The 26,146-nt window shown below is 43.4% G+C and carries 25 protein-coding genes and 1 pseudogene; 4 read left to right on the forward strand and 22 right to left on the reverse strand.

The window, feature by feature from the left end; all coding sequences use genetic code 11:
• Positions 1-12 precede the first annotated feature (12 nt).
• From J1C91_RS06665 to J1C91_RS06710, 10 genes are all read right to left on the reverse strand, one after another.
• Positions 13-603: a CDP-archaeol synthase gene (locus tag J1C91_RS06665; protein ID WP_048773226.1), complete on the reverse strand. Its 591-nt coding sequence runs from the start codon at positions 601-603 to the stop codon at positions 13-15.
• A 355-nt stretch (positions 604-958) separates the two neighbouring features.
• Positions 959-1,960: a UDP-glucose 4-epimerase GalE gene (gene galE, locus J1C91_RS06670; RefSeq protein WP_032912469.1), complete on the reverse strand. Its 1,002-nt coding sequence runs from the start codon at positions 1,958-1,960 to the stop codon at positions 959-961.
• Between the two features lie 45 nt (positions 1,961-2,005).
• Positions 2,006-3,487, reverse strand: a complete 1,482-nt coding sequence (galT, locus tag J1C91_RS06675) for a UDP-glucose--hexose-1-phosphate uridylyltransferase (RefSeq protein WP_002909908.1) — start codon at positions 3,485-3,487, stop codon at positions 2,006-2,008.
• 219 nt (positions 3,488-3,706) lie between these two features.
• Complete coding sequence (locus J1C91_RS06680) at positions 3,707-4,885, reverse strand: galactokinase (RefSeq protein ID WP_125438803.1); 1,179 nt, start codon at positions 4,883-4,885, stop codon at positions 3,707-3,709.
• A gap of 176 nt (positions 4,886-5,061) precedes the next feature.
• The gene (locus J1C91_RS06685; RefSeq protein WP_427151628.1) at positions 5,062-6,198 is read right to left on the reverse strand and encodes an ABC transporter ATP-binding protein; all 1,137 of its coding nucleotides are present in this window, start codon (positions 6,196-6,198) and stop codon (positions 5,062-5,064) included.
• A 21-nt stretch (positions 6,199-6,219) separates the two neighbouring features.
• Positions 6,220-7,665: a sucrose phosphorylase gene (gtfA, locus tag J1C91_RS06690; RefSeq protein WP_002909911.1), complete on the reverse strand. Its 1,446-nt coding sequence runs from the start codon at positions 7,663-7,665 to the stop codon at positions 6,220-6,222.
• A gap of 175 nt (positions 7,666-7,840) precedes the next feature.
• The gene (locus tag J1C91_RS06695; RefSeq protein WP_002912289.1) at positions 7,841-8,674 is read right to left on the reverse strand and encodes a carbohydrate ABC transporter permease; all 834 of its coding nucleotides are present in this window, start codon (positions 8,672-8,674) and stop codon (positions 7,841-7,843) included.
• 13 nt (positions 8,675-8,687) lie between these two features.
• Positions 8,688-9,554, reverse strand: a complete 867-nt coding sequence (locus tag J1C91_RS06700) for a carbohydrate ABC transporter permease (protein WP_125438968.1) — start codon at positions 9,552-9,554, stop codon at positions 8,688-8,690.
• Between the two features lie 13 nt (positions 9,555-9,567).
• Positions 9,568-10,827, reverse strand: coding sequence for an extracellular solute-binding protein (locus J1C91_RS06705; protein ID WP_125438970.1), 1,260 nt, complete (start codon positions 10,825-10,827; stop codon positions 9,568-9,570).
• A gap of 12 nt (positions 10,828-10,839) precedes the next feature.
• Positions 10,840-13,002, reverse strand: a complete 2,163-nt coding sequence (locus J1C91_RS06710; protein ID WP_125438972.1) for an alpha-galactosidase — start codon at positions 13,000-13,002, stop codon at positions 10,840-10,842.
• Between the two features lie 102 nt (positions 13,003-13,104).
• Here J1C91_RS06710 and J1C91_RS06715 point away from each other — a divergent pair, with 102 nt between their 5' ends.
• The 3 genes from J1C91_RS06715 (at position 13,105) to birA (ending at position 15,971) form a co-directional block, all read left to right on the forward strand.
• Positions 13,105-13,935, forward strand: coding sequence for an AraC family transcriptional regulator (locus tag J1C91_RS06715; protein WP_260468963.1), 831 nt, complete (start codon positions 13,105-13,107; stop codon positions 13,933-13,935).
• An 82-nt stretch (positions 13,936-14,017) separates the two neighbouring features.
• Positions 14,018-15,019: a LacI family DNA-binding transcriptional regulator gene (locus J1C91_RS06720; RefSeq protein WP_125438976.1), complete on the forward strand. Its 1,002-nt coding sequence runs from the start codon at positions 14,018-14,020 to the stop codon at positions 15,017-15,019.
• Between the two features lie 16 nt (positions 15,020-15,035).
• Entirely contained in the window at positions 15,036-15,971 is a 936-nt protein-coding gene (birA, locus tag J1C91_RS06725; RefSeq protein WP_125438978.1) for a bifunctional biotin--[acetyl-CoA-carboxylase] ligase/biotin operon repressor BirA, read from the forward strand.
• A gap of 52 nt (positions 15,972-16,023) precedes the next feature.
• On the opposite strand, the gene J1C91_RS06730 is transcribed toward birA, so the two are convergent.
• From J1C91_RS06730 to J1C91_RS06760, 7 genes and pseudogenes are all read right to left on the reverse strand, one after another.
• Positions 16,024-16,215 carry a DUF3272 domain-containing protein gene (locus J1C91_RS06730; protein WP_002895701.1) on the reverse strand — a complete coding sequence of 64 codons (192 nt, stop codon included), beginning with the start codon at positions 16,213-16,215 and terminating at the stop codon, positions 16,024-16,026.
• A gap of 38 nt (positions 16,216-16,253) precedes the next feature.
• Positions 16,254-17,924 carry a DNA polymerase III subunit gamma/tau gene (gene dnaX, locus J1C91_RS06735; protein WP_125438980.1) on the reverse strand — a complete coding sequence of 557 codons (1,671 nt, stop codon included), beginning with the start codon at positions 17,922-17,924 and terminating at the stop codon, positions 16,254-16,256.
• Positions 17,924-18,421: a GAF domain-containing protein gene (locus J1C91_RS06740; protein ID WP_125438982.1), complete on the reverse strand. Its 498-nt coding sequence runs from the start codon at positions 18,419-18,421 to the stop codon at positions 17,924-17,926. The genes dnaX and J1C91_RS06740 overlap by 1 nt, the downstream gene beginning before the upstream one ends.
• A gap of 29 nt (positions 18,422-18,450) precedes the next feature.
• The gene (locus J1C91_RS06745) at positions 18,451-19,284 is read right to left on the reverse strand and encodes an alpha/beta fold hydrolase (RefSeq protein WP_125438984.1); all 834 of its coding nucleotides are present in this window, start codon (positions 19,282-19,284) and stop codon (positions 18,451-18,453) included.
• A gap of 104 nt (positions 19,285-19,388) precedes the next feature.
• Positions 19,389-20,012, reverse strand: a complete 624-nt coding sequence (locus J1C91_RS06750) for a Type 1 glutamine amidotransferase-like domain-containing protein (RefSeq protein WP_002909924.1) — start codon at positions 20,010-20,012, stop codon at positions 19,389-19,391.
• A gap of 11 nt (positions 20,013-20,023) precedes the next feature.
• Positions 20,024-20,272: pseudogene (locus J1C91_RS06755) on the reverse strand (methyltransferase domain-containing protein); the annotation flags it as partial.
• Positions 20,273-20,334: 62 nt separating this feature from the next.
• Positions 20,335-20,916 (reverse strand): GrpB family protein, encoded by a 582-nt coding sequence (locus tag J1C91_RS06760; RefSeq protein WP_125341306.1) that lies wholly within the window; start codon positions 20,914-20,916, stop codon positions 20,335-20,337.
• Positions 20,917-21,109: 193 nt separating this feature from the next.
• On the opposite strand from J1C91_RS06760, the gene J1C91_RS06765 reads away from it, so the two are divergent.
• The gene (locus J1C91_RS06765; protein ID WP_125341307.1) at positions 21,110-21,871 is read left to right on the forward strand and encodes a DNA/RNA non-specific endonuclease; all 762 of its coding nucleotides are present in this window, start codon (positions 21,110-21,112) and stop codon (positions 21,869-21,871) included.
• Between the two features lie 64 nt (positions 21,872-21,935).
• Here J1C91_RS06765 and J1C91_RS06770 read toward each other — a convergent pair whose 3' ends face one another.
• The 5 genes from J1C91_RS06770 to J1C91_RS06790 form a co-directional block, all read right to left on the reverse strand.
• Positions 21,936-22,673: a DUF3307 domain-containing protein gene (locus J1C91_RS06770; RefSeq protein WP_125341308.1), complete on the reverse strand. Its 738-nt coding sequence runs from the start codon at positions 22,671-22,673 to the stop codon at positions 21,936-21,938.
• Positions 22,670-23,335 (reverse strand): SatD family protein, encoded by a 666-nt coding sequence (locus J1C91_RS06775; protein WP_125438986.1) that lies wholly within the window; start codon positions 23,333-23,335, stop codon positions 22,670-22,672. Before J1C91_RS06775 ends, J1C91_RS06770 begins: the two co-directional genes overlap by 4 nt.
• Positions 23,336-23,426: 91 nt before the next feature.
• On the reverse strand, positions 23,427-23,744 hold the full coding sequence (locus tag J1C91_RS06780) for a TfoX/Sxy family protein (RefSeq protein ID WP_125438988.1): 318 nt from the start codon (positions 23,742-23,744) through the stop codon (positions 23,427-23,429).
• 143 nt (positions 23,745-23,887) lie between these two features.
• Complete coding sequence (locus J1C91_RS06785; RefSeq protein WP_002909932.1) at positions 23,888-25,414, reverse strand: ABC transporter permease/substrate-binding protein; 1,527 nt, start codon at positions 25,412-25,414, stop codon at positions 23,888-23,890.
• On the reverse strand, positions 25,407-26,135 hold the full coding sequence (locus tag J1C91_RS06790) for an ABC transporter ATP-binding protein (RefSeq protein ID WP_002909933.1): 729 nt from the start codon (positions 26,133-26,135) through the stop codon (positions 25,407-25,409). Before J1C91_RS06790 ends, J1C91_RS06785 begins: the two co-directional genes overlap by 8 nt.
• Between the last annotated feature and the right edge of the window lie 11 nt (positions 26,136-26,146).

Raw genomic sequence — 26,146 nt, forward strand, 5'->3', positions numbered from 1 at the left:
AATACTCCCATCTCACATACGATTTTTTCTAAGCTTAGCCCAGTAGAGCAGACGATTGACTCCTAGATGCGTGCCCGCCCCTAGGATGAGAATGCCCAGCATCTGCTGCCAAGACAGAGGGATATAGAAAAGCAAGAAAATAATACAGCCAATCAAAGAATCAATCTGGTCTATCCAGATAAAAGTCCATTTCCAGCCATTTTCCGCTGTCTTGCCCTCTCTGATTTCCAAACGGCGCTTGATAAAGCTATTGGGCAGCTCAAACAAAACATAAGCCAGCCCCAAAAGAGCCCCAAGGACCAGATTAAACAGCACGGTATTTTCGTAGAAAGCATAGACCATGTGCAACTTCTCTAGGCTAGGAATATTCTTCAAGAACAATCCCCAAAGGATCTGCGCCAAAGCTCCCCAGACAATCATGCCAAAGAAACCTTTCCAGGTCTTGTTAGCTCCAAAAAGCCTCTTCCCATCCTTTAAAATCAGCCCAGCATCCATCGGTTGGTATGCCCCCTCTAGCAGTGGAGACTTGCAAAAGATCATATTCAGAACCCCAGCCAAAATGACTGGCATCAGGGTGATATATAAAGCAAGAATCGAGCGCATAGTTATTTCCTATTCTCTTTATGAAAATCTGCTTGAAAAGATTAAGAGACTTCTCAAACTTTTATGACTTCATTATATCATAAGTCTCTAAAGCCCTTACACAACAAACTGTCAACAACTGTCACATCTGATTGTAGTACAAAAAAAAATTCGCTATTCTAACATTCTTATCTCTCCTTGCATCTATAACTGCCTGATTTTTCAAGACATACTAAGAGTTAGTAGCAACTAAATAAAATTGTAGATAATATATCAATCAATCTTCCTTTTATTATAAAAGGCTTTTAAAAAATTGTAAAGAAGTGCTCTTTATGATTCAAAGTAAAAAACCAGCTTTTCTAGCTGGTTTGTCAGTTTATCCTCTGTCATCATAGCCGTTTGGATGACTGGAATGCCATTTCCAAGCGGTTTCGATAATGGTTTCAATATTGTCGAATTTCGGCTGCCAGCCCAGAATTTTTCTTGCTTTCTCAGAAGAAGCAATCAGCGTATCCGGGTCCCCTGGGCGTCGCTCTGCTATTTCCAAAGGAATAGGATGTCCGGTCACCTTGCGGGCCGCTTCTACAATCTGAAGGTTGGAAAAACCAGTCGAAGAGCCAAGGTTAAAGGCATCTGAAGGATGTCCAGCACGCAGATGCTCGACAGCCAGAATATGGGCGTCAGCCAAGTCGAAAGGATGGACATAATCGCGGACATTAGTCCCGTCCGGAGTATCGTAATCATCACCAAAAACGGCAATCTTCTCACGTTTGCCCTGAGCCACCTGAAGCACAATGGGTAGGAGATGGGTTTCAGGTCCGTGGTCCTCGCCGATTGAGCCGTCGGGCTTTGCACCGGCTACATTGAAATAACGCAGGGCTACAAACTTGATGCCATAGGCCTGGTCTGCCCAGCGCATAATGGTCTCCATCATGAGTTTGCTCTCACCATAAGGATTAATCGGCTTTTGCGGAGTCGTTTCTAGAATCGGAACTTCCTCAGGAATGCCATAAGTTGCAGCAGTTGAAGAAAAGACAATGTTTTTAACGCCGCATTCCTGCATGACCTCCAAAAGAGAAACCATGCCGGCTGTGTTATTATCAAAATACTTGAGCGGGTCCGCCATGGACTCTGCGACCAACGAAAAGGCAGCAAAGTGAATGACTGCATCGATGGATGGATGTTTGGCAAAAACGCCACGCATAAAGTCCTTATCCGCCAAATCCCCCTCGTAAAAGACTGCTTGTGGATGGACGGCCGCCCGATGACCAGTCACCAAATTATCAACGACGACTACCTCTTCCTTGCCTGCCGCTACCAGACGGTCTACCATGTGCGAGCCGATATAGCCAGCACCACCTAATACTAAAATTGCCATAAAACTTCCTTTCCCTGTTACGCTAGATTCATTATAACACATTTCCTAAGGCTGGATGCCGACGGATTGGACGAAGCGCATGAAAGCCTCCTGCCCTTCCTCTGTTCGCTTATAAACTCCAGCATCCTCCAATACACGGCTGAAAATTTGCCCAACCGATGCCTGAACTACTACTTCCACCGTCTCAGCGGTAACATCTGGATTCTGGTCTTTGAGTTGATTGGCCCACTCCTGATGATAGGCAGCAACCTGACAGTTTTCTCCTAGTAGGAAAAGTTCTACCTGTTTGAGTTCTTCCTTGAGACGAGGTGGCAGAATAGCCAGCCCCATCACCTCAATCAGGCCGATATTTTCTTTCTTAATATGCTGCACATCCTTATGAGGGTGATAAATGCCGTCTGGATGTTCTGGGGAAGTTTGATTGTCCCGCAAGACCAAGTCTAGCTCAAAACGTCCATCTTTTCTGCGCGCAATCGGTGTGATGGTATGGTGAGGCTCACCCTCAGAATCTGCCAACACCTGCACACTTGGGTCAGAATAGGTCCGCCAAACTTGCAAGATCTTGTCAGCCAACTCAATCAACTGTTCCTTCTTCTCAGACCTTAGACGAATGACGGACATGGGCCACTTGACAATGCCTGCCTCCACCTCTTCAAATCCGCTAAAAGTAAAGCTGCAATCCAGCTCTGCTATTTCCATAGGGAAGGTATGACGTCCGCCCTGATAGTGGTCGTGGGTCAGGATAGAGCCGCCGACAATAGGCAGGTCGGCGTTAGAACCTGCGAAATAGCCTGGAAAGGTCTCAACGATGTTCAGCAGGCGCTCAAAGGTCAGCCGGCTGATGGACATAGGAAGGTGCTGGCTGTGCAGAAAGATGCAATGCTCATTAAAGTAGGCATAGGGCGAATACTGGAAGCCCCACTCCTGTCCAGCCAAGTCAAAGCGAATAATCCGATGATTGGCGCGAGCTGGGTGGTCCAAGCGCCCTTGGTAACCTTCATTTTCCATGCAAAGCTGGCAGGCTGGATAATGGCTGGTCTTTGCCTTTTTAGCTGCCGCAATTTCCTTGGGATCCTTTTCTGGCTTAGAGAGATTGATGGTGATTTCCAAATCTCCATAAGCGGTCGGTGCTTTGAAAGCAATGTTTTTAGCAATAGCTTTGACCTTGATGTAGTCATTCTTTTGACTAAGCTGGTAAAAATCAGCCACAGCTTGCTGAGGACTTGAGGTATAAGTCGTCCAGAAGTCCCGATTGAGCTGGCTAGGAGCTGGTGTAATCAAGTCCATGAGCTCAGCTCCCAGTATATCCTGCTCAGCCAGAGTATCGCCAATCTTCCCATTCTTTACAGCCACAGCTACCAAGTCATCCTTCAGGTCAATTAGCTGATCAGCCTCCGTATCCTGCTCTGCCACTGCCTCTCCGACTAAAGCCATGACACGATTGCTCAGATAGATGGTGTCCATTTCCTCAAAAGTGCTATTGTTAATCACTGCTGATACAAAAGCATCCAGTAACTTCTTGGACATAGATTTTCCTTTCTCTTGCTAGTAAAGAGTGTGGGACAGAAATCGGTAATTCGTTAGAATTCGATTTCGTCGTCCCACCTCCGCACAGTTGATTAGGGCTGTAAAAGCTGATGAAATCAGCGTAATAGAGCCCACTCAACCACTGCGTCTTGCTCGACAATCCAAAGACAATTGAGAGGCTAGGACTTTTGTCCCAGACCCAAGTTCCTTTTCTCTGATTTAGTCCAGCACTCGGCTTCCACCAGCTACTTCTGCTATATAAAAACTAGGGGCATAGCCAACGACTTCTTGATACTTGCGGCCGACATTTTCTTTGAAAGATTCCACCGCATCCTTAGCAACTAAAGCAATGGCGCAACCACCGAAGCCTGCTCCAGTCATACGTGCCCCCAGAACACCTTCTTGCTCCCAGGCCGTATGAACCAAGGTGTCCAGCTCTAGACCAGTCACTTCATAATCATGCTCCAATGAAACTTGGGACGCATTCATGAGACGGCCAAACTTATCAAGAGCACCTGCCTGCAAAGCTGCCCGCGCTTTCAAAGTGCGTTGATTTTCTAAAACAGCATGGCGAGCCCGTTTGAGACGATTTTCGTCCTCTATCAGATAGCTATACTCATCAAAGGCCCACTCGTCCAACTCACCCAAGGTAGCGATAGACAGCTTGCGATTGAGCTCTTCAACAGCTTTTTCGCACTCCGCCCGACGCTCATTGTATTTAGAGTCAGCTAACTCACGACGCTTGTTGGTATTCATAATCACTACGACATTATCCTTGAGATCAAGCGGCACCAAATCATATTCGAGAGTATTGGTGTCTAAGTAAATAGCCCGCTGGTCAGCACCCATTCCGATAGCAAACTGGTCCATAATGCCAGAATTAACCCCGATAAACTCATTTTCAGTTAATTTACCGATTTTCACTAGGTCCAAACGTTCCAACTGCAAATCAAAGAGTTTCTCAGCAATGACACCTGTCAAGAGCTCTAGCGATGCAGAAGACGACAAGCCGGAACCATTCGGAATATTTCCATAAACATAGACATCCATGCCTCGGTCAATCGTATAACCTGCCTTCTGCAGAAAATGCAGAACTCCTTTCGGATAGTTGGTCCAGTTATGCTCAGGCTCAAAGTGCAGGTTTTCCAGCGGCACTTCAATAATCCCTTTTTCTTCAAAATTCCCTGAGAAGAATCTCAAGAGCTGATCGTCCCGCTTGCGAGCCGCTCCATAAGTTCCTAGAGAAATCGCAGCAGGAAAAACATGGCCGCCGTTATAGTCCGTATGCTCACCAATCAGATTGATCCGACCGGGTGAAAAGGAAGTGTGGTCCGCTTCTACTCCAAAAACCTTGGCAAAATCTGCGCGGACTTGCTCCGCTGAAATTAGGTTTGACATAAGCTAAACTCCTTTAAAATGAATAATCGATATTGTAATCGTTTTCTTGGTTTTATTATAACTGTTTCCGAGTAAAAATTCAATAAATTTAGTAAAATTTTACTAATTTTATAGATAGACTTTTTGTAAAAATCCAAACAGTAATCTGTCTGGATTATTTTATAAGGAGCAATAGATTAGAAAATATTGTCTTCCGTCTCAGCATCAAAGTAATGCGCCTTGTTTAGGTCGAAGCCAAGTTTAATACTGCTTCCGGTATTCATATGATCACGTGCATCAACTTTGGCAACAAACTCACTGCCACCAACCGTACAGTAGAGGTGAGACTCCGCTCCAAGCAACTCAGAAACAGAAATCTTCGCAGTTAGAACCGACTCAGGGAAGGTTTCCAGAAAAGCTGGTTCCATGTTGATATCTTCAGGACGAATACCAAAAATCAACTTATTGCCTTCATAGCCCTTCTCCCGCAACCTCTTAAGATTGCCCTCTGGGACTTGGAGACTGAAGTCTCTGTTTGGTCCGACAAGACGGCCATCTTCCAGTGTCACTTCAAAGAAGTTCATAGCTGGGCTGCCGATGAAACCGGCAACGAACTTATTAACTGGGTTGTTATAGACTTCTTGAGGTGTACCAATCTGCTCCACTCGTCCAATCGTTCCAGTTCCAGCAGGATTCTTGGTCGCTGACATGATAACAATCCGGTCAGCCAGAGTCATAGCTTCAGTCTGGTCGTGGGTAACATAAATAGTTGTTGCCCCGATACGACGGTGAATCTTGGCAATCTCTGCCCGCATAGAAACACGTAGCTTAGCATCCAAGTTAGACAAAGGCTCATCCATAAGGAAAACCTTTGCATCCCGAACAATAGCGCGTCCCATTGCTACCCGCTGACGCTGACCACCAGATAAATCAGCTGGCTTACGCTGCAAGAATTCCTTCAAGCCTAGGATTTCTGCTGCTTCATTGACCCGTTTATCAATATCTTCCTTGCTGTACTTGCGCAGCTTGAGACCAAAGGCCATGTTGTCGTAGACCGTCATGTGGGGATAGAGGGCATAGTTCTGGAAGACCATAGCGATGTCACGGTCTTTTGGTGCCACATCATTGACCACTGTACCGTCAATAGAGGCAGTTCCTTCTGTGATGTCTTCAAGACCCGCAATCATACGCAGCGTAGTTGATTTTCCGCAGCCGGACGGACCGACAAAGACGATAAACTCTTTGTCCTTGATATCAAGATTGAAGTCTTCCACTGAGTAGTGGTCGCTGTTGGGATATTTTTTATAGATGTTTTTCAGATTTAATTCGACCATTCTTCTTCTCTTTTCTTATATCTATTCAAAAGTGATAGCTTGGCCATTTTCACTAGCGCTATATGTCAATTCTTTGAGGTTGATAACTACTTGAGCAGTGACCGACTTTTCTGCATTGCTACGGACAATACGGAGGCTATTTTCATCCAATAGATTCACTTCAATAGTGCCATCTAGGTCAAAGGCAGCAGACTGGTTGCGGTAACGGAAAAGCTTGAGCAAGGCTTGCACAACTGGACGCTTGACTTCTTCAGCAATCTCCTCATTAATGTAATAATGACGGTTGATATTGCGGCCTTCCTTAGTGTTTTCTAGCAGTTCAAGGTCATTTTTCCCAGCTAAGAAACCAACATAATAGACCTGTGGAATCCCTGGAGCAAAAGCCTGAATCAGACGGCTAATGAAGTACTTCTTGTCGTCATCGCCCAAGGCTGAGTAGTAAGTCGAGTTAATCTGGTAAATGTCCAGATTATTGTACTCAGCTGAGGAATACTTACGCTTGACATTAGCTCCTACCTTATATAGTTCATTGGTTGCAAAGTCAATTTCTTTATCAGTCAGAATATCCTTAACATCAACAACCCCAATACCATCGTGGGTGTCCAGTGTTGTGAATTGCTTCATAGGACTCATTTCAAGCCACTTGACTAGACGCTCTGCTTTACCACTGTATAGAGAATAAAGAGTTACCATCGGCAGCGCAAAATCATAGACAAAGTAGCCATGCTCTGCAATCTTGAACTGGATAGAATAATGCTCATGAATTTCTGGTAAAATATCCGTCCCAAACTCAGCCGCTTGCTGCTGGACTTTTTCTAAGAGATCCCAGATTTCTGGCTCAACAAAGAAATCATTAGTATCTAACTTTTTGACTGCATAGGCAAATGCATCTAAACGAATCAGATCACAGCCATGCTCTGACAGTTGACGCAATGTTTTCTTGATGAAATCATTAGTTACCTGACTGCGAACATCTAGATCAATCTGCTCTTCACCAAAGGTGTTCCACAGATACTCAGTGCTTCCATCTGCAAAGACGATTTCCTGCTTAGGTGCACGATCCTTACGCTTATAAATCAAATCAACATCAGCTTGCGTCGGACGATTTTCTGGCCAAAACTTATCCCAGCTGAGAAAGAGGTCACGATACTCACTCTGATCCTTCTTTTCCTGAAAATCCTTATAATACTTGGACTGGCGTGAGATGTGGTTGATCATAAAGTCAAACATGAGATAATATTTCTCGCCCAGCTTTTCTACATCCTCCCAGTCACCAAAGGCTGAATCAACCTCTTCATAGTCTACTGGGGCGAATCCCCGGTCACCAGTTGATGGGAAGAAAGGAAGCAAATGCACTCCTCCAACCGCATCCCCAAAATGCTTTTCTAAATTGTCATATAAATCTTTTAAATTCTCCCCCAAGCTGTCTGAGTAAGTAATCAGCATGGTCTTATTTTGAATAGCCATAGTCTTCTCCTCTAAAATCTTGTCTTATATACTCTTTCCCATGCGCCTAATAGAACACGCCCTAAGCTCTGTGCGAAAAAGATGAATCTTCCACAGCCGTTACTAATTCAGTAGTTTACGGATGTGGTTGCCTTTGTATGCACTGTGAGCTTTTTACGGTCTTTGTATCTTGAGCTTACTTCACTGCCCCATTGCTCATTCCAGCAATAATGTTGCGCTGGAAGATGAGATAAACGATAGTAATGGTGATAATCCCAACAACATAAGAAGCAAAGCTCGGTCCATAATCATTAAAGTATTGACCTGTGTAGTTATATTGGAAGAGTGGCAGAGTCCACATCTTGGAGTCTTTATTGAGTACCAAGAGAGGAAGCATGAAGTCATTCCAGAACCAGAGGGCATTGATAATCATGGTTGTCGCATGCATGGGTTTCATCATAGGAAAGATAATCTTGAAATAGGTTGTAAACTTTCCAGCACCGTCAATTTCTGCTGCTTCATCCAGACTGTCTGGAATGGAAATCTTAATGTAGCCTACATAGAGAAAGAGAGTCTGTGGAACAGCGTAAGCCAGATAGAGGATAATTAATCCCCAAGTGTTGGCTAGTCCTAGCTTACTCATCATAACTGTAATAGGAATCATGATAACTTGAAAAGGAACGAAAATCCCTAAAATCAAAAGCGTATACATAATACCAAAAGCTTTTCTCTTAGACATATTACGAGCGATAGAGTAAGCAGCCATGGGAATAAAAATCATGACAACAGCCAAAGATAGAACCGTGATTACAATTGAATTCCAATAGTAGCCTCCGATACCATCAGCCAAAAGACGTTGGAAATTTTCTAAGGTCGGTTGAGTCGGAAATCCGAAAAAATTATTAACGATGTCTTTTGTAGACTTAAAGGAACTAAATATTGTTGCTAAGAGTGGAATTAAAATGATAATAGATCCCAGTGTTAGCAAGATATATTTACTAAAATTAGCTTTTCTTTCTGCATTTTTCATCGGGCTTCTCCTCTTAGATTTCAAATTTCTTAGATACTCTCAACTGGATAATAGAAATAATCGCAATCAAGAGAAACAAGATAACAGCAATGGCATTGGCATAACCAAATTGATTGCTCTTAAAAGCATAGTTGTATACCAGAAGTCCTAGAGAGGTGGTCGCATTATTCGGACCGCCGCCTGTCATGGCAAAGACCTGGTCAAACGCTGTCAAACCACCTTTTAGAGCCAAGATAAAGACCATGGAAACGCTTGGTAGGAGATAAGGAAGTTCCACCTTCCAAAAGATTTGTTTGCTGCTAGCTCCATCAATTCGAGCTGCTTCTGTAATCTCAGTCGGGATAGACTGAAGACCAGCTAAGAAGATGATAATAGGCATGGCTACCCCTTGCCAAAGCAAGACGAAGATTGCTGCAAAGATTGCACCGCCATTCGTTCCTAGAAGGCTGGTTTTAAGAAATTCAATTCCTAAGGTATTCCCTATAGCTGGCAATCCGTAGTTGAAAAGTTGCTTAAAGATAAGAGCCACAGTCAATCCAGATAGGACAGCGGGGAAGAAAAACCAAGCTCGAAAGAAAGTCTTCCCCTTTATCTTCGAGTTGAGAGCTCGGGCTATCCAGATCCCCAGCATAATCTCACCAACCACCATACAAATAGTAATGATAAATGTAAAGCCTATCGCGTTCATAAACTTAGGATCGCTCATGAGGAGCATAAAGTTATTGAGTCCAACAAACTTATAATTATAGGTCAAACCAGTCCAGTTTGTCAGGCTGTAGAAGGCACCTTGAAACATGGGCAAATAGAAGAATACAGTCTGTAGTACAAGGGGAACTAGGACAAAGAACCAGCCCCAATATTTCTCAATCAATTTTTTCATAGTAGATCTACTCCTACTCTACGTCTGCTTTCATCGGATTGAAGAAGGCATTTAGTGCTTTCGCCATATCCTCTTTGTTTCCAGTTGTAATATAGTTCCCAGTCAAGGTATAAAAATCACTTTCACTGGTCCAGTCTTGGGCTAGCCAAACGAGGTGTCGGTCTGTAAATGCTAGTTCAGCAAGACCGGCTAGCGGTGCATCTGAACCCGCTTCCTTGACACCTTTAATAGCTGTTGGTGAGCCGTCCACATCATAATATTTCTGCATAACTTCTGGACGTGACATATATTCAACAAAAGCATTGGCTTCTTTCTTGTGCTTACTACTTGACGAGATAGACCAAGCTAGGTCTCCTGCTCCAATGGTCAAGCTTTGTCCTTTTTGCTTTCCAGGGAAAGGGAAAGTTCCAACATTAAACTTAGGATCTTGCGCATTGATTGCTGTGATAGCCCAAGAACCATTTGGAGTCATCAGGGCATCGCCTCTAGCGAAGGCACCAACAACATCAGTATAGCCTGCTCCCTGCCAGTTGGTTTGCATGGCACCTTTTTTGCGGAATAAATCTAACAGCCTGAAATCATCTTTAAGCACTGAATCTGAAGACTTGATGGCATTTGGTTTGGAAAAACGTAGGTAATCATTCGCTTCCTTACCGCCACCTGTAGAAGTAGCAAGAGCCAACTGATGATAACCATTCAAGGTCCAAGTATCTGCTCCTGCAATGGCAAAAGGTGTTTCCCCTTTTGCTATAATCGTATCAACTAATTCTTCAAATTCCTCCCAAGTCTCTGGAACTTTCAATCCCAGTTCTTTAAATTTATCCTTGTTGTAATAGATACCATAAGCATTAGCAGTATAAGGTATATTATAAATTTTCCCTTCAATCGCATATTTATCTGCGTAATGATTCTTAACTCGCTTGAGATAATCTTTATTAGATAAATCTTCAAAGTACCCAGCTTTAGCCCATTCTTGCAATTCAATAGACTGGGGATAGATATTGACAACATCAGGAACATCTCCAGCCAGAACGCGAGTTTTGAGTACTTCCCCAGCGTTAGGGACATTCACCACTTTCACATGCACATTCGGATTTTCTTTTTCAAAGTCTTTTGCAATCTCACGAAGGGTATCAACCATTTCACCCTTCTGATTGAAATACTCAATCGTTACCTTACCATCTGTTGACTCACCTTGGCTGCTGCAAGCTGACAGCCCCAAAAGTGACAGTCCTGTAATAGCAGCTAAGCTCATCTTTTTATACCATTTCATGGTCTAGCCTCCTTATTTTTTAATAAAATGCAGCTGTCTGCTAAGATAATCTCCTTGCGGAAGATTCATAGTAATACCAGCATACATGAGTTCTGCACCTGAGTAAACTGCGCCATTTTCCTGCAGCTCATAAAGTCCTTCTTCCTCTAAGTCTTTTAGTTTCAAGGTTGTTTCCATCGTTTCCACAACTGATAAGACTCGGACATAGGTTACAATCGTTTGATTTCCATAGTTAAATTGAACCGCTGCTTCATTGGAGCCAACATCTGGATTGATTAGCCTATACTGACGCCCTAACTGGACCACTGGACGTAATTCTTTATACAACTTCACCTGGTCAGCAATCGCAGCTTTCTCTTCATCTGATAGACTAGTCAAATCAAGCTCATACCCCAGATTTCCCATCATAGCCACATGACCACGAGTTGCCAACGGAGTAATCCGTCCCATCTGATGATTGGGTACTGCTGACACATGGGCACCCATTGAAATAGTCGGATGAAGATAAGAAGACCCATATTGGATTGGCAAACGAGCTATGGCATCGGTATTGTCACTAGCCCAGACTTGAGGGAAATACCGCATCATACCAAGGTCATTTCGGCCACCGCCACCTGAGCAGGACTCAAAGAGAATATTCTCATATTTCTCTGTCAAATATTTTACAATTTCATAAAGCCCCAAGATATACTTATGTGACTGCATTTTGGTCGCCAGATAGTTAGTGCCATTCCCAAGATTGGTAATATTACGATTCATATCCCATTTTATGTAGTCAATATCGTGCTGACTTAACAGCTGATCCAGTGTTTCTTTGATATAGGCTACCACATCTGGATTAGCATAATCCAATACGAGTTGATTGCGAGAGTAGGTATGATCTCGATCAGGCGCTTGAATAGCCCAGTCTGGATGTGTCCGATACAGCTGACTGTCTACGGAAATCATTTCTGGCTCAACCCATAAACCAAATTGCAATCCTCTGTTATGAACTTCTGCTATGAGCTCCGTCAAACTGCCGCCTAGCTTATCTTCATTGACAAACCAGTCGCCCAGAGCCCGATTGTCATCAAAACGGTTGCCAAACCAGCCATCATCAAGAACAAAGAGCTCAATACCAACTTTCTGTGCCTCATCTGCTAACTCTAGCAACTTTTCTTTTTTGAAATCAAAGTAAGTTGCTTCCCAGTTATTGATTAAAATTGGCCGCTCTCGACTCGCAAAAGCTTTAGGAATGATATGCTCTTGAACAAAAGCTTGGCTCTCATGACTAAGACCAGTCAAACCCTGAGCCGAATAATTCAACAGAGCAACAGGACTATAGAAAGTCTGCCCCGCTTCCAGTTTCCAAGCAAAGTTATCTTCATTGATACCAATACCTAGCCGAACTTCATTCAACTGATTTTGCTGAATCCAAGCTTCAAAGTTTCCGCTATAAAGGAGCTGAATTGCCCAAACTTGACCAGCCTCTTCCGTCGCTTCACTATCACAAAGGATAAGGCTTGGAGTCTGCGCGTGACCAGAAGCTCCTCGGTTGGAAGCTATTTTGAAAATTCCCTGTTCTAACTTGTGACGACGAACTGTTTTCTCCCTAGCATAAGCTCCCTGTAAACTAATCACATCATAAGTCCCTGCTGGCAAATCTGCCATTAAGCTCAAGTTCTTATGTATGATTGCTGTCTCTCTACCGATATTTTCCAGCTTAGTAAAGGTTGCAATGGTATTGCTATCCTCAAAAGCTATGTAATAGAGAGTGAGGCGTAAGTGAGCTACTGCATCCTCTAAAATAAAGGCCAGTGTTTCTGCATCTTCTGTACTGTGAGGGCTAGGAAGTCCTGGAACTTCCAAACCTCCCTTAATCAGCTGACTCTCAACAAACCGAAAATCTGTTACTTCATTATTAGCATGTTGGACTTGCAGAGAAGGTTGCCGAAAGTCTCCTAAACCATGCTGACCCAAAACCTGCCGCTGGGTATCTAAGCTAAAACTCCGCTCATTCGACCTCGGATTACCAGAAAATGCATGATCTCGCTCAAATACTGTATTGGAAAAATGATAGGATTCGATTTTTCTGCCTAAGTGTTTAAGCAAAAGGTAGCCATCCCTTTCCTCAATGATAAGACTGGAATTTTTTGTATTGATGTAGAATAGATGTTTGTCTATTTTGATAGCCATTTCTGAACCTCCATATTTACTAATATTTTACCTTATGAAATCGCTTCCTAAAATAGAATTATGTTAGGGAAATATGGTAAAATGTTAGGTAGGAGGCAAAATATGCTTGTTTTTTCAGAATACCAAACAGGAACAATTGATCTCTCACTTAGCTTCTACGGTTATGAAGAGTGCACACCTAGCTACTCTTTTGGACCAGCTATTAGAGATACCTACGTTCTTCACTACATTACCAAAGGGAAAGGTCAATTTCATTACAAAGGAGAAATTGTCGATTTAAAAGCTGGAGATCTCTTTCTGCTCAAGCCAAATGAACTTACCTTTTATCAGGCTGACAAAGAAGAACCTTGGTCTTACTACTGGCTGGGAATGACTGGCGGTAGGGTTTATGACTACTTCAATCATTCTCAGATTGCCGAAGACTGCTACCTACTTGCTAACCAGGAACGAAAAACAGATAGGATTGGGAAAATTGTTGAGAACTTGGTTTACTTCGCCGAGCACACCAAATCTAACCAACTAGCTCAACTCCACATTATGGGCCAACTTTATGAACTCATCTTTCACTTAGGCAGCGTTGCCTACAAGCCCCAAGCAAATACCCTATCTGCAAGCCAGCAACTCTGTCTAGCCTGCAAGCAGATAATTGACACTCAATATCCCAATCCTAACCTCAACATTCAAGATATGGCAATTAAGTTGTCCGTTCATCGCAGCTATCTAACAACCATTTTCAAGGAGGAGCACCAAAGCTCACCTAAAGAATATCTAGACTATGTCCGAATGCATCGAGCTAAACAACTCCTCAAAAGCACCCGTGAGCCTGTCCAATTTATCGCCTATTCTGTCGGTTTCTCAGATCCCCTTTACTTTTCAAAGGCTTTTAAAAAATATTTTGGCTTTTCACCCAGTTCATTTCGAGAACAAAGTTAAGTTTTACTAAACATATCTTTGTTATTTACTAATTTTTGAGTTATAATTTATGTAGACAGTAAATTAAAAAGGACAAAATCAAATGGCTACTATCAAAGATATCGCCCAGACTGCTGGTGTTTCTCCCACAACTGTTTCGCGGGTTTTGAACTATGACAAGTCCATGTCTGTCAGCGATGAGACGCGTAAGAAGATTTTCGATATCGCTGAACAGCTCAATTACCAAAAAAGCAAAAGGCAGAAAAAGACTTCACTTCAGACCCACCGCATTGCCATCGTTGAATGGTACACTGAGCTGGAAGAGCTGGATGATCTTTACTACTACTCCATCCGCTTAGGCATTGAAAAGAAAGCCCAGGAACTGGGCTATGATATCGTGCGGATTTTCAACAACGACTCTCTGAGCCAGCTAGAGCAGATTGACGGCATCATTGCCATCGGAAAATTTAGCAGCAAGCAAGTCAAGGAGCTAGAGCAATACAGTCCTGCCCTGGTTTTCGTGGACAGCGATACGCTCGACCAAGACCATAGCTGTGTGACAACGGACTTTGAGCATGCCGTTACTCATGTTCTCGACCATTTTCTTCAGCAGGACATTCGAAGAATCGGAATGATTACTGGACGTGAAGAAACAGCAGACGGAACGACAAGTCTTGATGATCCGCGCTTGGCCTGCTTCTGCCGTTACCTTAGTGACAAAGGCCTTTATCAGCCGGCCTATGTCAAGATCGGCAAGTTCTCCTCAGAGTCTGGCTACCAGCTGATGAAAGACATGATTGACCAACAAAAAGAGCAGATGCCCAAAGCATTCTTCATAGCCAGCGATGCTCTGGCTGTCGGTGCCCTCCGTGCTCTTCAGGAAGCGGGAATAGCTGTGCCCCAAGATGTCCAGATTATTTCCTTTAATGATACATCCATTGCCAAATACGTCTATCCGCCTCTCAGTACTGTGACAGTCTTTACAGAGGAAATGGGCAAGCAAGCTCTGCAGATGCTGGACCAGATGATTAAAACTGACGAAAGCCCCATCCCTTATATGATCAAGCTCTCAACCAAGCTGACACTAAGAGAAAGCAGCCTTTAAGCTAGAAAGACCGCCTATGAAAACCTACGAAAAAATCTTTGACATCCTCAGCCAGGCTGACGACTATGTCAACGGAGAAAAAATAGCCCAAGAATTGGGCATTTCACGAACTTCCATTTGGAAGGCCATCCAAAAACTGGAGAAAGAAGGAATCCAAATCGAATCCGTCAAAAACCGAGGCTATCGATTGACAGCGGGTGACTTGCTGATTCCTGATTGGATTGAAGCAAATTCCCCTGTTCAGGTCTCATTTAATCCTGACTGCCAGTCCACTCAGATGGACGCCAAGGCTGGCATGGAGGCCGGACGCCCTGCCGACACTCTTTATCTGGCCGTTGCCCAATCTGCTGGCCGTGGCCGTTTCGGTCGTGCCTTCTTCTGCCCCAGCCAGGGCGGCTTTTACATGTCTCTCCACCTCAAGCCCAATCTCCCCTTCGACCAGCTCCCCTCCTATACAATCTTGACCGCAGGAGCTATCTACAAGGCAGTAAAAAATCTAACCCTTATGGAGGTTGATATCAAGTGGGTCAATGACATTTACTATCGAAACAAGAAAATTTCCGGCATCCTGACCGAGGCTACAACTTCTATTGAGACAGGGCTCGTCACTGATGTTATCATTGGTGTTGGCTTTAATTTTTTCATTAAAGACTTTCCAGCTGAGATTAAAGAAAAAGCTGGCTCCCTCTTTGAAGAGAAACCAGCCATTAGTCGCAATGAGCTCATTGCCGAGATTTGGAAATGCTTCTACGTAAGTGACCCAGAAGAACTCATCTATCTCTACAAGCAGCGCTCCTTGGTGCTAGGACGACAAGTGACCTTTAGCCAAAAAGGCGTGGACTACCAAGGTTTGGCCAAAGACATCTCAGACAGCGGGCAACTTTTAGTCCAGCTGACAGATGGTCAGGAAATCTGGCTCAATAGCGGCGAAGTCTCGTTGACCAGTTGGTAATCAAAAATTTCATTTCAAAAGGACTGAGTCTTATGGCTCAGTCCTGTTTTCATTATTTCGGTCCTAAATGTTTATCGATTTCATCCACAATCCGCCCCATTACATAGGAAATCTGCAGATTGCGCAGCACTAAAACTGCCCAGAAAGCAGCCATGAAATAGCGCCCCGCCATGATAGATTCATTGAAAAAATAGGTTTCTAAGGCTGTGAAAACAGCCATCACAATAAATTGTCGTCTGTTCATAGATTTATTATAACACGAAAGCCTAGAAAAATCTTTTTTTAGTCCTCTTGAATGGTAATTTTTTCTGCTAAAAAGTCAAATCCTTCTGGAATCAGGTTTTCCTCTTCCTTTTCTTCAGCCACAGCCTTATCATTACGATTGCGAGCTGAAAAGTCCGCCCGAATCTTGGTCCACTCTTCCAAGGAAATAGCCAAAATCTCTGGTGAAAATCCTGCCGCATTGCTGAGGATATTGCCAAACATGGTATTGAGATTGTCCCGCTTCATGGTCTGCTCAGCGTTGAAATTAGACTCAAAAGCTAAGATAGCATGACTTTCATTGGCCGCCACCGGCTGCGAGCCTGCTAGCAAAGCCTTATCAGCTCCAGCCAGACTTTCGATAATTTCAGCCCAGGCATTCTGCAGCTTGGTCAGGTTGCTGCGAGCCAGACTAGGATTCTCAACAGCCTCTTCTAGGATGGCATTGACCTTATTGCGGTCTGCTCGGTAGCCCTTAGATTTCTGCGGTCGAATATCCGAAGTTTTGACAGCCGCTACAGGTTTCCCATTGCCATTAGCCAGCTGCTGTTTAAGACTATCTATCTCTTGTCTCAGACCCTTGAGCTCATCTGCTAGATTATCCGGAATGGATGCCGCTGCAGGAAGACTGCTGGTCTCTGCCAGTCGAATGGTCATCATTTCTGTATAAATCTTGGGCTGCAGGCTGTTCTTGATGTCTGCCAAACTCTTGGTCGCCATATCTATCATGGCAAAGAGAGTGTCCTGCGGTGTCTTGAGATTTTCCAGAAAGAGCTCGCTGGCATGATGATTTTCCCCGCCAGTTTTGACAATGATCAAGTCACGCAGGTATTGCAGGAGGTCTGTCACAAAACGAGCCATGTTTTTACCGCTATCAAAAATCAAATTGAGATTATCCAAGGCTGCTACTGCATCATGAGCAATCAAGGCTGCTACATAGGCATCCAAGGCTCCCAAACTGATAGAGCCAGTGATTTCTTCAGCTATGTCCGTGGTCAAACAATTTTCCTGAGTCAAGCTAAGAGCCTGATCGAGGATAGACAAGGCGTCCCGCATACCGCCCTCAGCTCGACGGGCAATAATCTGCACACCTTCTTGCTCAAAGTCAATGCCTTCCCGCTCCAAAATCCACTCAATATGACCAATAATGTCTTGCGTCTTGATAGACTTAAACTCAAAACGCTGGACGCGGGAAAGAATGGTCGCTGGAATCTTATGCAGCTCTGTCGTCGCTAGGATAAAGACTACATTTTCTGTCGGCTCTTCCAAGGTCTTGAGCAAGGCGTTAAAAGCCCCTGTCGAGAGCATATGCACCTCGTCAATGATATAGACCTTGTGCTTGGCAAGACTAGGTGCATAGGTAGACTTGTCCCGAATGTCACGAATCTCATCTACACCATTATTAGAAGCCGCGTCGATTTCGATGACGTCTTCAAGGCTCCCCTCAGTGATAGCCTGACAGATATAGCACTCATTGCAAGGCTCACCTTCCTTTTGATTCGGACAGTTCATAGCCTTAGCAAAAATCTTGGCAACACTGGTTTTCCCTGTTCCACGTGGGCCAGAAAAGAGATAGGCATGACTGATTTTCCCTTGCTCCACAGCCTGCCGCAGAGTGGTAGCTACTACCTGCTGACCCACCAACTGACCAAAGGTCTGACTGCGGTACTTTCGATATAAAGCTTGATACATTAGGCTTTTTCTCCAAACATTTCAAAATTCCAAATCGTTTTTTCAAGCAAAATCTGGACGAACTTTTCCAGATATTCCTGATCTACCTTATCATAATCACCCGTCAAGGCTGAGTCCAAATCCAGCACTCCTAGCAGGCGGCCGTCTTTTACCATGGGTACCACAATCTCGCTCTTAGCCCGGCTATCACAGGAGATATAGTTGGCATGCTGGGTCACATCATCTACGATAATCGTCTGCTTTTTCTCAGCAGATTCCCCACAGACACCCTTACCTAAGGCAATATGGACACAGGAAACATCTCCCTGAAAAGGCCCCAAAATCAGCTCACTCCCATCAAAAAGATAGAAACCAGTAAAAACCGAATTAGGCAGGGCTTGATTGAGCAAGGCGCTAGCATTGGAAAGATTTGCCAAAGCATTGGTCTCGCCCTCCAACAAGGCTTCTAGCTGAGCCAATAAAAGTTGATAATTTGAAATTTTTTCTTTTGTGTTCATAGAGTCTATTATATCAAAAAGCCGGTCTTTCAACCAAGCTTTTCTTTAATTTTGTTATCCAAAAATTCATCAATCAGTCTATTTACAATATCGGGTTGGTCGGTATTAGAATTATGTCCTGCGTCATCAATCCATTGAACAGACTTCCCAGTATTTCTTTCATAGGCCTTCAAATATCGTATGCACGACCCTGCACGATCTTCTTTTCCACATATAACCAATTGTGGACATTTTACTTCATAAGAAAGCTTCTTCTCTACTGCTTCAGAAAATATCTTATATCCGTATCCCGCAAGACGAGCATACCTTTTTTGATCGCCATCATAAACCATCATCATATCATACATCAGTTTTCTTCCATAGTCTGTTGTTGATACGCTTTTAGGCCCAGATTTCAAAAGAGATTTCCATGGATAGATTCTATAAATTGCCTCCATATTTTTTAAGAGCCACAACTCCATAGCTGTATAATAGTTCCTTTGCAGGGAAGGTGAATCAATCGTAACAAGGCCTTTTAATTTCTCAGGAAAAAGTTGAGCATAAACCTGTCCTACATATCCTCCCATTGACTGACCAATTAATATTGGATTTTTTATTCTCTCTTTGACAAATATTCTATCTAGCCAACTTGCTAAATCAAATAAAGTAAAATCGAGACGAAATGGATAAGATGAAGCGTGTCCAGGTGCGTCCCAAACCAAGACTCTATATGTATCTTTAAAATATTCTATTTGTTTTTCAAATAACCTATGGTCAGCAGTTAGCCCAGGTAAAAAGATAAGAGCATTTTGGGATGATTCAACAGCATCATTTGTCCAATAATGAATTATTCCACTTGGTGTTTCATATGTCTTTTCAATCAAAGTTCAATACTCGCATTCTAATTTGTTTAATCTAGTTTATTGTAATTGCACTCATTCCTCTTATTAGAGTTTCTCAAGTATTTCCACTAGAACATATATTCTTCTTACTTATCCTCCTCCAAAACCTTCACTTCTTCACCCTCCACAAGCACAGCTTGGCGATTATTGAGGGGAAGCAGATTCAGCTGGTCGCTGTATGTATCCAGAGTGGCCTGGGCACTTTCAACAAAGGGTTCTTCGCTAACATGAGGAAGAACATAAAAATCCACCTCGCTTAGTGCCTCTGTATCGTGCAGTTCTGTTGCAACTCCTTTATCGTCCATGAGCTTATTGTAGTCAATTTCCTTGGCTGTGATGATAGCACCAGCGGATTCGCCCACATAAACCATGCCATCCGCAATCTGCTCTTTTATCAAGGATAGAAGCTGCTTTTTCTTTAATTCTTGCAGAAGATAAAAAGTATTGCCACCAGAGACATAGAGGAGTTTGCTTTGGAAAATTTTGGCCTGAGCTGTCTCTCTATCACAAGCTGAAATATCTAAAATTTCTACTTGAAATCCCAAGTCCGCAAAGGTCTGCTGGGCTTCGTCAATATAACCCCTGTAGTCTTCTACATTTCCAGCCGTCGGGATAAAAAGTACCTTATTGCCCAATTGCTTTTCGGACGCATATTGTCTGAACAAGTCCTTGACTCCTGCAAAATATGAACATAAAAATAATTGTTTCATAGGATACCTCCTTATTTTTTCATGATTTTATAAAGAATCCATTGGCCCTTTTTTTGACTATCAATGAGATATAAATCCAAGTCTGTCAAATAGTTTTCAACTTTTTCTTGCTTTCTAAAGTCTGGTTGGTAATAAGCTAATTTGCTCCATTCACATGCCAGTAAGATGATTCCATCTGGCTTAAGTATCCGCTTAAGTTCTAGGAACGCCTGAGCTAAATCCGACCAATGAAAATGAGTCTGAAAGGCTGTAATCAAATTCTTTGATTTGTACATTAAGTAAAGAAAAGCAAGAATAATCAGAAAGCCAATAATTGGATAAATCATCTATCTTCCCTCTCATATCTTCTGCCATAAAGCTTTTTAGCTTCCTCTGTATAGTTCTTAATAAACTCCGTTTTCGCCTCTGTATAGGCATCACGGTTGTGCTCATATTGCTTCCACAAGGATAGCTTAAGTTTTTCATAGTCTTTAGCTACAGCAGGGTGTTCCTGTAAATAGTCTCTAAAGTAAAGTTCATCATGATCGCCCTCATAGCGCAGATGCAGATGGAAAACCCGCTCGGCAAAACCACTCGGTGTGTAGCCTTTATTAAATGACATCCGCCCCTTGCTTTCTGACATGAGAAGATAACCATTTTGCAGCAGCAAATTTCTCATTACCGCCATATCTGTTTCTTTGGGAATTTCCAGTAAGATATCCACTATTGGCTTGGCCCAAATGGTCTCAAGGGATGTCGACCCAATATGACTAATCCGAACCAGCTGATTTGCAGGCAAAAAACTCAAAAGCAGAAGCCGTTCCTCCTCATACCATTCTTTCCACTCATCCTGATGCTCTCTTAAAAAAATCGGAAAAAGCTGCCACAGCTCCTCCAGCGACATTTCCTCTAAAGATGGACTCATAAGCACCTCCTTAGGTAATTTATACAAGCGTTTTCTCTAGTTATGATTATAGGAAAAATACACATCCTAGTCAAACCCTGCACTTATTGAACAGATATTTATTTTTGTAATATTTTTGAAAAGTTTTAGTTGTCAAACAATCTATTTTTTAGTAGAATGATGTCGGAGATATATTATTTAAAAGGAGTTCTTTATGAAAAAGTTTAGGTTTGGCACTTGGCTTGTCCTGTCAGCCGGCTCTTTGTTGTTACTTTCACAGGCTCTTCCTGCAGAAAATGTTGCTGCCAATCAGAAGAACCAGATTAAGGTCCAGCTGCTTAACCATAGCGATGAAACAGCTATCGGCACTCTGGAGTTGAATGGAGAGTATCAGCTAAAGCTTGGGAAAAAGGACAAATACGGTCGGGCTACTGCTGCTCATGTACAAATGCAGGAGCAACACAAAGCCAAAAAGAAAAAGGAGACCAAGGTCACATACAATCCCATCGGTTGGCACAATTACAAATTTTACTACGGAAATGGAGATGATCGGGCTTGGCTCATGAATCGCGCTCACCTGATTGGCTTCACTTTCAGCGGCCTCAATAATGAAGGGAAAAACCTCGTTCCGATGACCGCTTGGCTCAACTCTGGCAGTTTCCAAGGACTGGACGACAATAACCCAGATAGCATGCTCTATTATGAACATCGCTTGGAGCGCTGGTTAGAGGAAAATCCAGATTATTGGCTGGATTACAAAGTTACTCCGATTTACACGGACAATGAGCTTCTTCCTCGCAAGATTGAGCTCCAGTATGTCGGGCTTGACGCAGAAGGCAATGTTGTCAGCATCCAGCTAGGGGGCAAGGAAAATATAGATGAAGACGGAATGTCTCATATCCTCTTGGACAATGTCTCTCCAAATGCAGAGATTGACTACCAAACAGGCACTGCTGTCAATACCATGATTGAGTAGGGTTACAGATAAGAACACAAAAACAGACCATCCTTTCTATGATGATCTGTTTTTTTATTTATTTTTACCAATACAGACAACCGTAAACCAGCAAGACAGTAATCATACTGAAAAGCGAGCCAATCAAGTAGTATTCAGCAAAGGACTGGCTTTCTGAAATCTTATTATAGCGGGCGATAGACTTAGCTGTGAAGACTAGCCCAATCGCAGTAAACTGCCCAAAAATAAGAGAAAGTCCCATAATCAAGCGCTCCAAAATCCCAATCATGGCACCAGCCCCCGCAATAGTCTCCCCACTGTCCTCTCCTGCCTGATACTTACTGAAGAAGAGTTTAAAGAGGATATTGACCGGCTTACCAGTAAGGGCGAAGAAAAAGAGAGCCTGCAGCATGAGGTAGCGCTCAGAAAGCCAATTAGGAGCTGGAATTTGCTGCTGCCCTAAGAGAAAATAAAGAGCAAACATGCTAATCAGATGCAAGACCTGATCCAGTATAAAAGCAAACTTTTGAGCATGATGCCGGACAATCGATGAATTCAGCCTATTCTTCAAGAAGTCAATAAGCGCATGACTGAACCAGACCAAGGCGAAATATAGCAGATACTTAGGTAGGATTAGCCCTAATAACAACAGAGGCAAGAGAACAATTCCCAAGTGGAGGATCAAAAAATTCAACCGTCGGCTTTTGAGGTCGGCCATTTTCTGACTTTGAAGCTGAAAATCAGCTAGCACATGAGCCAGCAAAGTCAGTACAAGAATCGGATTCTGCATGAAAAATTCTGAAAATCCCATAAAATTTGTCATTGTTCAGCCTCCTTTGCTGCCTGTAAAATCATTCTCATAGCTAAACGGCGATTTCTCAGATAGATCTTCAGTCCAGACGACTTCAGCCGCTTACTAAGCGCACTGGGACTAATCTGCAGCAGCTCTGCTATTTCCCCATGAGAAAAATTCTCGTCATAGATATATTCCATGAGCATCCGCTCCAGAACCTCTCTCTGACTGGTGTTCCACTTGCTCTGGATGAATGAAGTAGCTGCCAGCACCGTATTGACCGCCTGACTAAGCTCTTCATCTCCCAAGGATACAGCTATACGGCTGCTGCCGTAGTCGTTCTTCTCATGAATAGCCTCAATGGCTGCGCGCGCCCTCCAGTAGGCCGGACCGTCAGCACCAATACTCTGCTCCCGATTGATGTCCGTCACAATCTCCCCTAGGCCAAGCCCGAAGCGAATCGGGTGAGGAAAGCCCAAGGCAATCTGATCAAAGAGCTGCATGATCTCTGGATTAGGTCGCAGCAAAGCCTGAAACTCATCTCCAGTCGTTACTGTAAAAGGCGACACCAGATAATCCTGATAATCCTGATTTAGCACCGCCATCATGTCCTGCAGATCCTTCTGGGCCTGCTTACGATTTTTCAGCTGTTTGGATTCAATTAAATCTCCAATAAGAGCAATATAAAGCATACCAAACCTCCTTTAAGTCCATTATAAAGGAAAATTTAAAAAATGTCCATTTAAACGGCAACTTTTTAGAATGTCTATTTTAAAGAAAAGACTATTTTTTCTTTTTAGGTACTGGTAAGGCAGGATAGGCAGCTTCAATCAAATTACAGAGAAAGGCAGCATCTTCTACTTCTTCTATACGAAGCATCGACTTTGCACCTGGATAAGGGGACTCATAAACCGGATTTTCAAAAAAATCCAGAGCTGGCTGGACTGGCTTGAGCAGTAAGCGATTGTCATAAATCCCGCCGAATAAGCGCCCCCGATAATAAAGCAAATACTCTCCCATCATCTTGCGAAAGCTAATTTCTTGCCCTAAGCCCTGCAGCTGCTTCAGAATACAATCCAAATATTCTTGGCTAGATGCCATCGGAACACCTCCATGAATTGATACTTTATTATACCAAAAATGAATGAAGATTTCCTGACTAAGAGATCAACTCATCTCCTTCCATCCTTAGTCTGTCTATCCTCAAGTAAGCAAAAAAGCTAGACCTTACAAGTCTAACTCTTTTACTTCTTATTTTTTAAAAGTCCTTCCTTGACCAGATAATCACGCGCGACGTCTTCTGCTTTTTTGCCTTCAATGCCAACTTGATAATTCATCTGGCTCATCTGACTTTCCGTAATTTTGCCAGCCAGCTTATTGAGAATACCTTCCAACTCAGGGTGTTTTTCTAGCAATTCAGCCTTCAGGAGAGGGGCACCTTGATAAGGAGGGAAAAGGTGCTTATCGTCTTCTAAAACTTGTAAATCATAACGCGCAAGTTCTGCGTCAGTCGAATAGGCATCCGTGATTTGAATATCACCCGACTGAATAGCTTGGTAGCGAAGGGCTGGCTCCATGGTCGCTACATTAAGATTAAGGCCATATAGAGATTGCAAACCCTTGTTCCCATCTTCACGATCGTTAAACTCTAGGGTAAAACCCGCTTTGAGCTTATCCTGAACCGTCTTAAGGTCAGAGATGGTTTTAAGATTGTATTCTTTGGCGATACTCTTAGGTACTGCGATAGCATAGGTATTTTGATAAGCCATCTGATTGAGCAAGACTAGATTGTCCTGTTTTTTGATTCCATCACGTGCTGCTTCAAAAACTTCTTCAGCATCATTGCTGACCTTTGGAGTAGGCTGCAAGAGAGTTCCAGTAATCGTACCGGTAAACTCAGGATAGATATCAATATCACCTTTTTTCAGTGCTTGATAAAGGAAGTCCGTCTTTCCAAAGTTTGGTTTGACTGTCACAGTCATATCCGTATTTTCCTCGATGAGGAGTTTATACATGTTCATAAGAATTTCTGGCTCTGGACCCAATTTCCCAGCAATAACCAGATGTTCCTTCTCCTGCTTGGGAATTAGACTGGGTGTGTAAGAAGCGCCTAATCCGAGGATTAAGACCGCAAAAGCTGTAAATACCGTTCGAAGCTTAGCTTTTTCCATCCATTTAAGGAGACTGTTGAAAAGAATTGCCAAAACTGCAGATGAAATAGCTCCAATCAAGATTAGACTGGCATTGCGACGGTCAATTCCTAGAAGGATAAAGGAACCTAGTCCACCAGCTCCGACAAGGGCTGCTAGAGTTGCTGTTCCAATAATCATTACCGTTGCCGTCCGAACTCCTGATACGATGACGGGCATAGCTAGAGGCAGTTCAAACTTTTTGAGTCGCTCCCACTTGGTCATCCCAAAGGCGATTCCAGCTTCCTCTAAACTAGGATCAATCCCATTCAAAGCCGTGACGGTATTTTCTAAAATCGGGAAAATAGCGTAAATCACCAGAGCAGTCAGTGCTGGCAGTGTACCAATCCCCATGAGAGGGATAAAGAGTCCCAGCAAGGCCATTGAAGGAATGGTTTGAAAGATTCCCGCAATTTGCAGCACCCAATTGGCTGCCTTTTTGTGACTATGAAGATAGATAGCGAGCGGAATGGTCAGGAAGATGGCCACTAGTAAGGTCAGAAGAGATAGCTGGAGATGTTGCCCTAAGGCTGCCAACCATTCGCTAAAGCGCTCCTGAAAGGTAGAAAACAAATTAGCCATGTTGAACACCCCCAAATAAATCTGCTACAAAGCTGGTCGCAGGTGCAGATAGGATTTCCTCAGGTGTCGCCACTTGACGAATCTCCCCGTCCTGCAGAACAGCAATCCGATTCCCCAACTTTAAAGCCTCGTCCGTATCATGGGTCACAAAGATTGTCGTCATCCCAAACTGGTCATGGATATTCTTGGTCAAGCTCTGCAATTGCTTACGCGAGATAGCATCAAGAGCTGAAAAAGGCTCATCCATCAGCAAGATTTTGGGTTGGGCGATAATGGCACGGACAATGCCCACCCGCTGCTGCTCACCGCCAGACAGCTCACTAGGCATACGCTGAGCATAGTCTTCAGCAGGCAAGCCTACTAGCTCCAGCAATTCATCGGTCTTCTGCTGAATCTCTGCCTTGCTCCATCCTTTCATTTCAGGAATAAGAGCAATATTTTCTGCCACTGTTAGGTTTGGAAAGAGGGCAATTGCTTGTAAGACATAGCCTGTAGAAAGACGCAACTCACGCTCATCATAGTCCTTAATCCGTTTATCATCCATATAGATGTTTCCATCTGTTGGCTCTAAAAGACGGTTGATCATCTTGAGCATGGTTGTCTTACCGGACCCAGAAGGACCCACTAAAACCATGAACTCACCATCCTCAATCCGTAAGTTGACATCTCTCAAGACATCCTTTTCTGTGTAGCTTAGCGCTACATTTTTGTATTCAATCATTGTTTGTCCTC

This window comes from Streptococcus sanguinis (assembly GCF_050222175.1).
Classification (GTDB): domain Bacteria; phylum Bacillota; class Bacilli; order Lactobacillales; family Streptococcaceae; genus Streptococcus; species Streptococcus sanguinis_M.

What these genes read in the sequence shown, in the direction of transcription:
- J1C91_RS06665 (WP_048773226.1), bottom strand. Translation starts at nt 603, where the DNA reads ATGCGCTCGATTCTTGCTTTATATATCACCCTGATGCCAGTCATTTTG.
- galE (WP_032912469.1), bottom strand. Translation starts at nt 1,960, where the DNA reads ATGGCAATTTTAGTATTAGGTGGTGCTGGCTATATCGGCTCGCACATG.
- galT (WP_002909908.1), bottom strand. Translation starts at nt 3,487, where the DNA reads ATGTCCAAGAAGTTACTGGATGCTTTTGTATCAGCAGTGATTAACAAT.
- J1C91_RS06680 (WP_125438803.1), bottom strand. Translation starts at nt 4,885, where the DNA reads ATGTCAAACCTAATTTCAGCGGAGCAAGTCCGCGCAGATTTTGCCAAG.
- J1C91_RS06685 (WP_427151628.1), bottom strand. Translation starts at nt 6,198, where the DNA reads ATGGTCGAATTAAATCTGAAAAACATCTATAAAAAATATCCCAACAGC.
- gtfA (WP_002909911.1), bottom strand. Translation starts at nt 7,665, where the DNA reads ATGGCTATTCAAAATAAGACCATGCTGATTACTTACTCAGACAGCTTG.
- J1C91_RS06695 (WP_002912289.1), bottom strand. Translation starts at nt 8,674, where the DNA reads ATGAAAAATGCAGAAAGAAAAGCTAATTTTAGTAAATATATCTTGCTA.
- J1C91_RS06700 (WP_125438968.1), bottom strand. Translation starts at nt 9,554, where the DNA reads ATGAAAAAATTGATTGAGAAATATTGGGGCTGGTTCTTTGTCCTAGTT.
- J1C91_RS06705 (WP_125438970.1), bottom strand. Translation starts at nt 10,827, where the DNA reads ATGAAATGGTATAAAAAGATGAGCTTAGCTGCTATTACAGGACTGTCA.
- J1C91_RS06710 (WP_125438972.1), bottom strand. Translation starts at nt 13,002, where the DNA reads ATGGCTATCAAAATAGACAAACATCTATTCTACATCAATACAAAAAAT.
- J1C91_RS06715 (WP_260468963.1), top strand. Translation starts at nt 13,105, where the DNA reads ATGCTTGTTTTTTCAGAATACCAAACAGGAACAATTGATCTCTCACTT.
- J1C91_RS06720 (WP_125438976.1), top strand. Translation starts at nt 14,018, where the DNA reads ATGGCTACTATCAAAGATATCGCCCAGACTGCTGGTGTTTCTCCCACA.
- birA (WP_125438978.1), top strand. Translation starts at nt 15,036, where the DNA reads ATGAAAACCTACGAAAAAATCTTTGACATCCTCAGCCAGGCTGACGAC.
- J1C91_RS06730 (WP_002895701.1), bottom strand. Translation starts at nt 16,215, where the DNA reads ATGAACAGACGACAATTTATTGTGATGGCTGTTTTCACAGCCTTAGAA.
- dnaX (WP_125438980.1), bottom strand. Translation starts at nt 17,924, where the DNA reads ATGTATCAAGCTTTATATCGAAAGTACCGCAGTCAGACCTTTGGTCAG.
- J1C91_RS06740 (WP_125438982.1), bottom strand. Translation starts at nt 18,421, where the DNA reads ATGAACACAAAAGAAAAAATTTCAAATTATCAACTTTTATTGGCTCAG.
- J1C91_RS06750 (WP_002909924.1), bottom strand. Translation starts at nt 20,012, where the DNA reads ATGAAACAATTATTTTTATGTTCATATTTTGCAGGAGTCAAGGACTTG.
- J1C91_RS06760 (WP_125341306.1), bottom strand. Translation starts at nt 20,916, where the DNA reads ATGAGTCCATCTTTAGAGGAAATGTCGCTGGAGGAGCTGTGGCAGCTT.
- J1C91_RS06765 (WP_125341307.1), top strand. Translation starts at nt 21,110, where the DNA reads ATGAAAAAGTTTAGGTTTGGCACTTGGCTTGTCCTGTCAGCCGGCTCT.
- J1C91_RS06770 (WP_125341308.1), bottom strand. Translation starts at nt 22,673, where the DNA reads ATGACAAATTTTATGGGATTTTCAGAATTTTTCATGCAGAATCCGATT.
- J1C91_RS06775 (WP_125438986.1), bottom strand. Translation starts at nt 23,335, where the DNA reads ATGCTTTATATTGCTCTTATTGGAGATTTAATTGAATCCAAACAGCTG.
- J1C91_RS06780 (WP_125438988.1), bottom strand. Translation starts at nt 23,744, where the DNA reads ATGGCATCTAGCCAAGAATATTTGGATTGTATTCTGAAGCAGCTGCAG.
- J1C91_RS06785 (WP_002909932.1), bottom strand. Translation starts at nt 25,414, where the DNA reads ATGGCTAATTTGTTTTCTACCTTTCAGGAGCGCTTTAGCGAATGGTTG.
- J1C91_RS06790 (WP_002909933.1), bottom strand. Translation starts at nt 26,135, where the DNA reads ATGATTGAATACAAAAATGTAGCGCTAAGCTACACAGAAAAGGATGTC.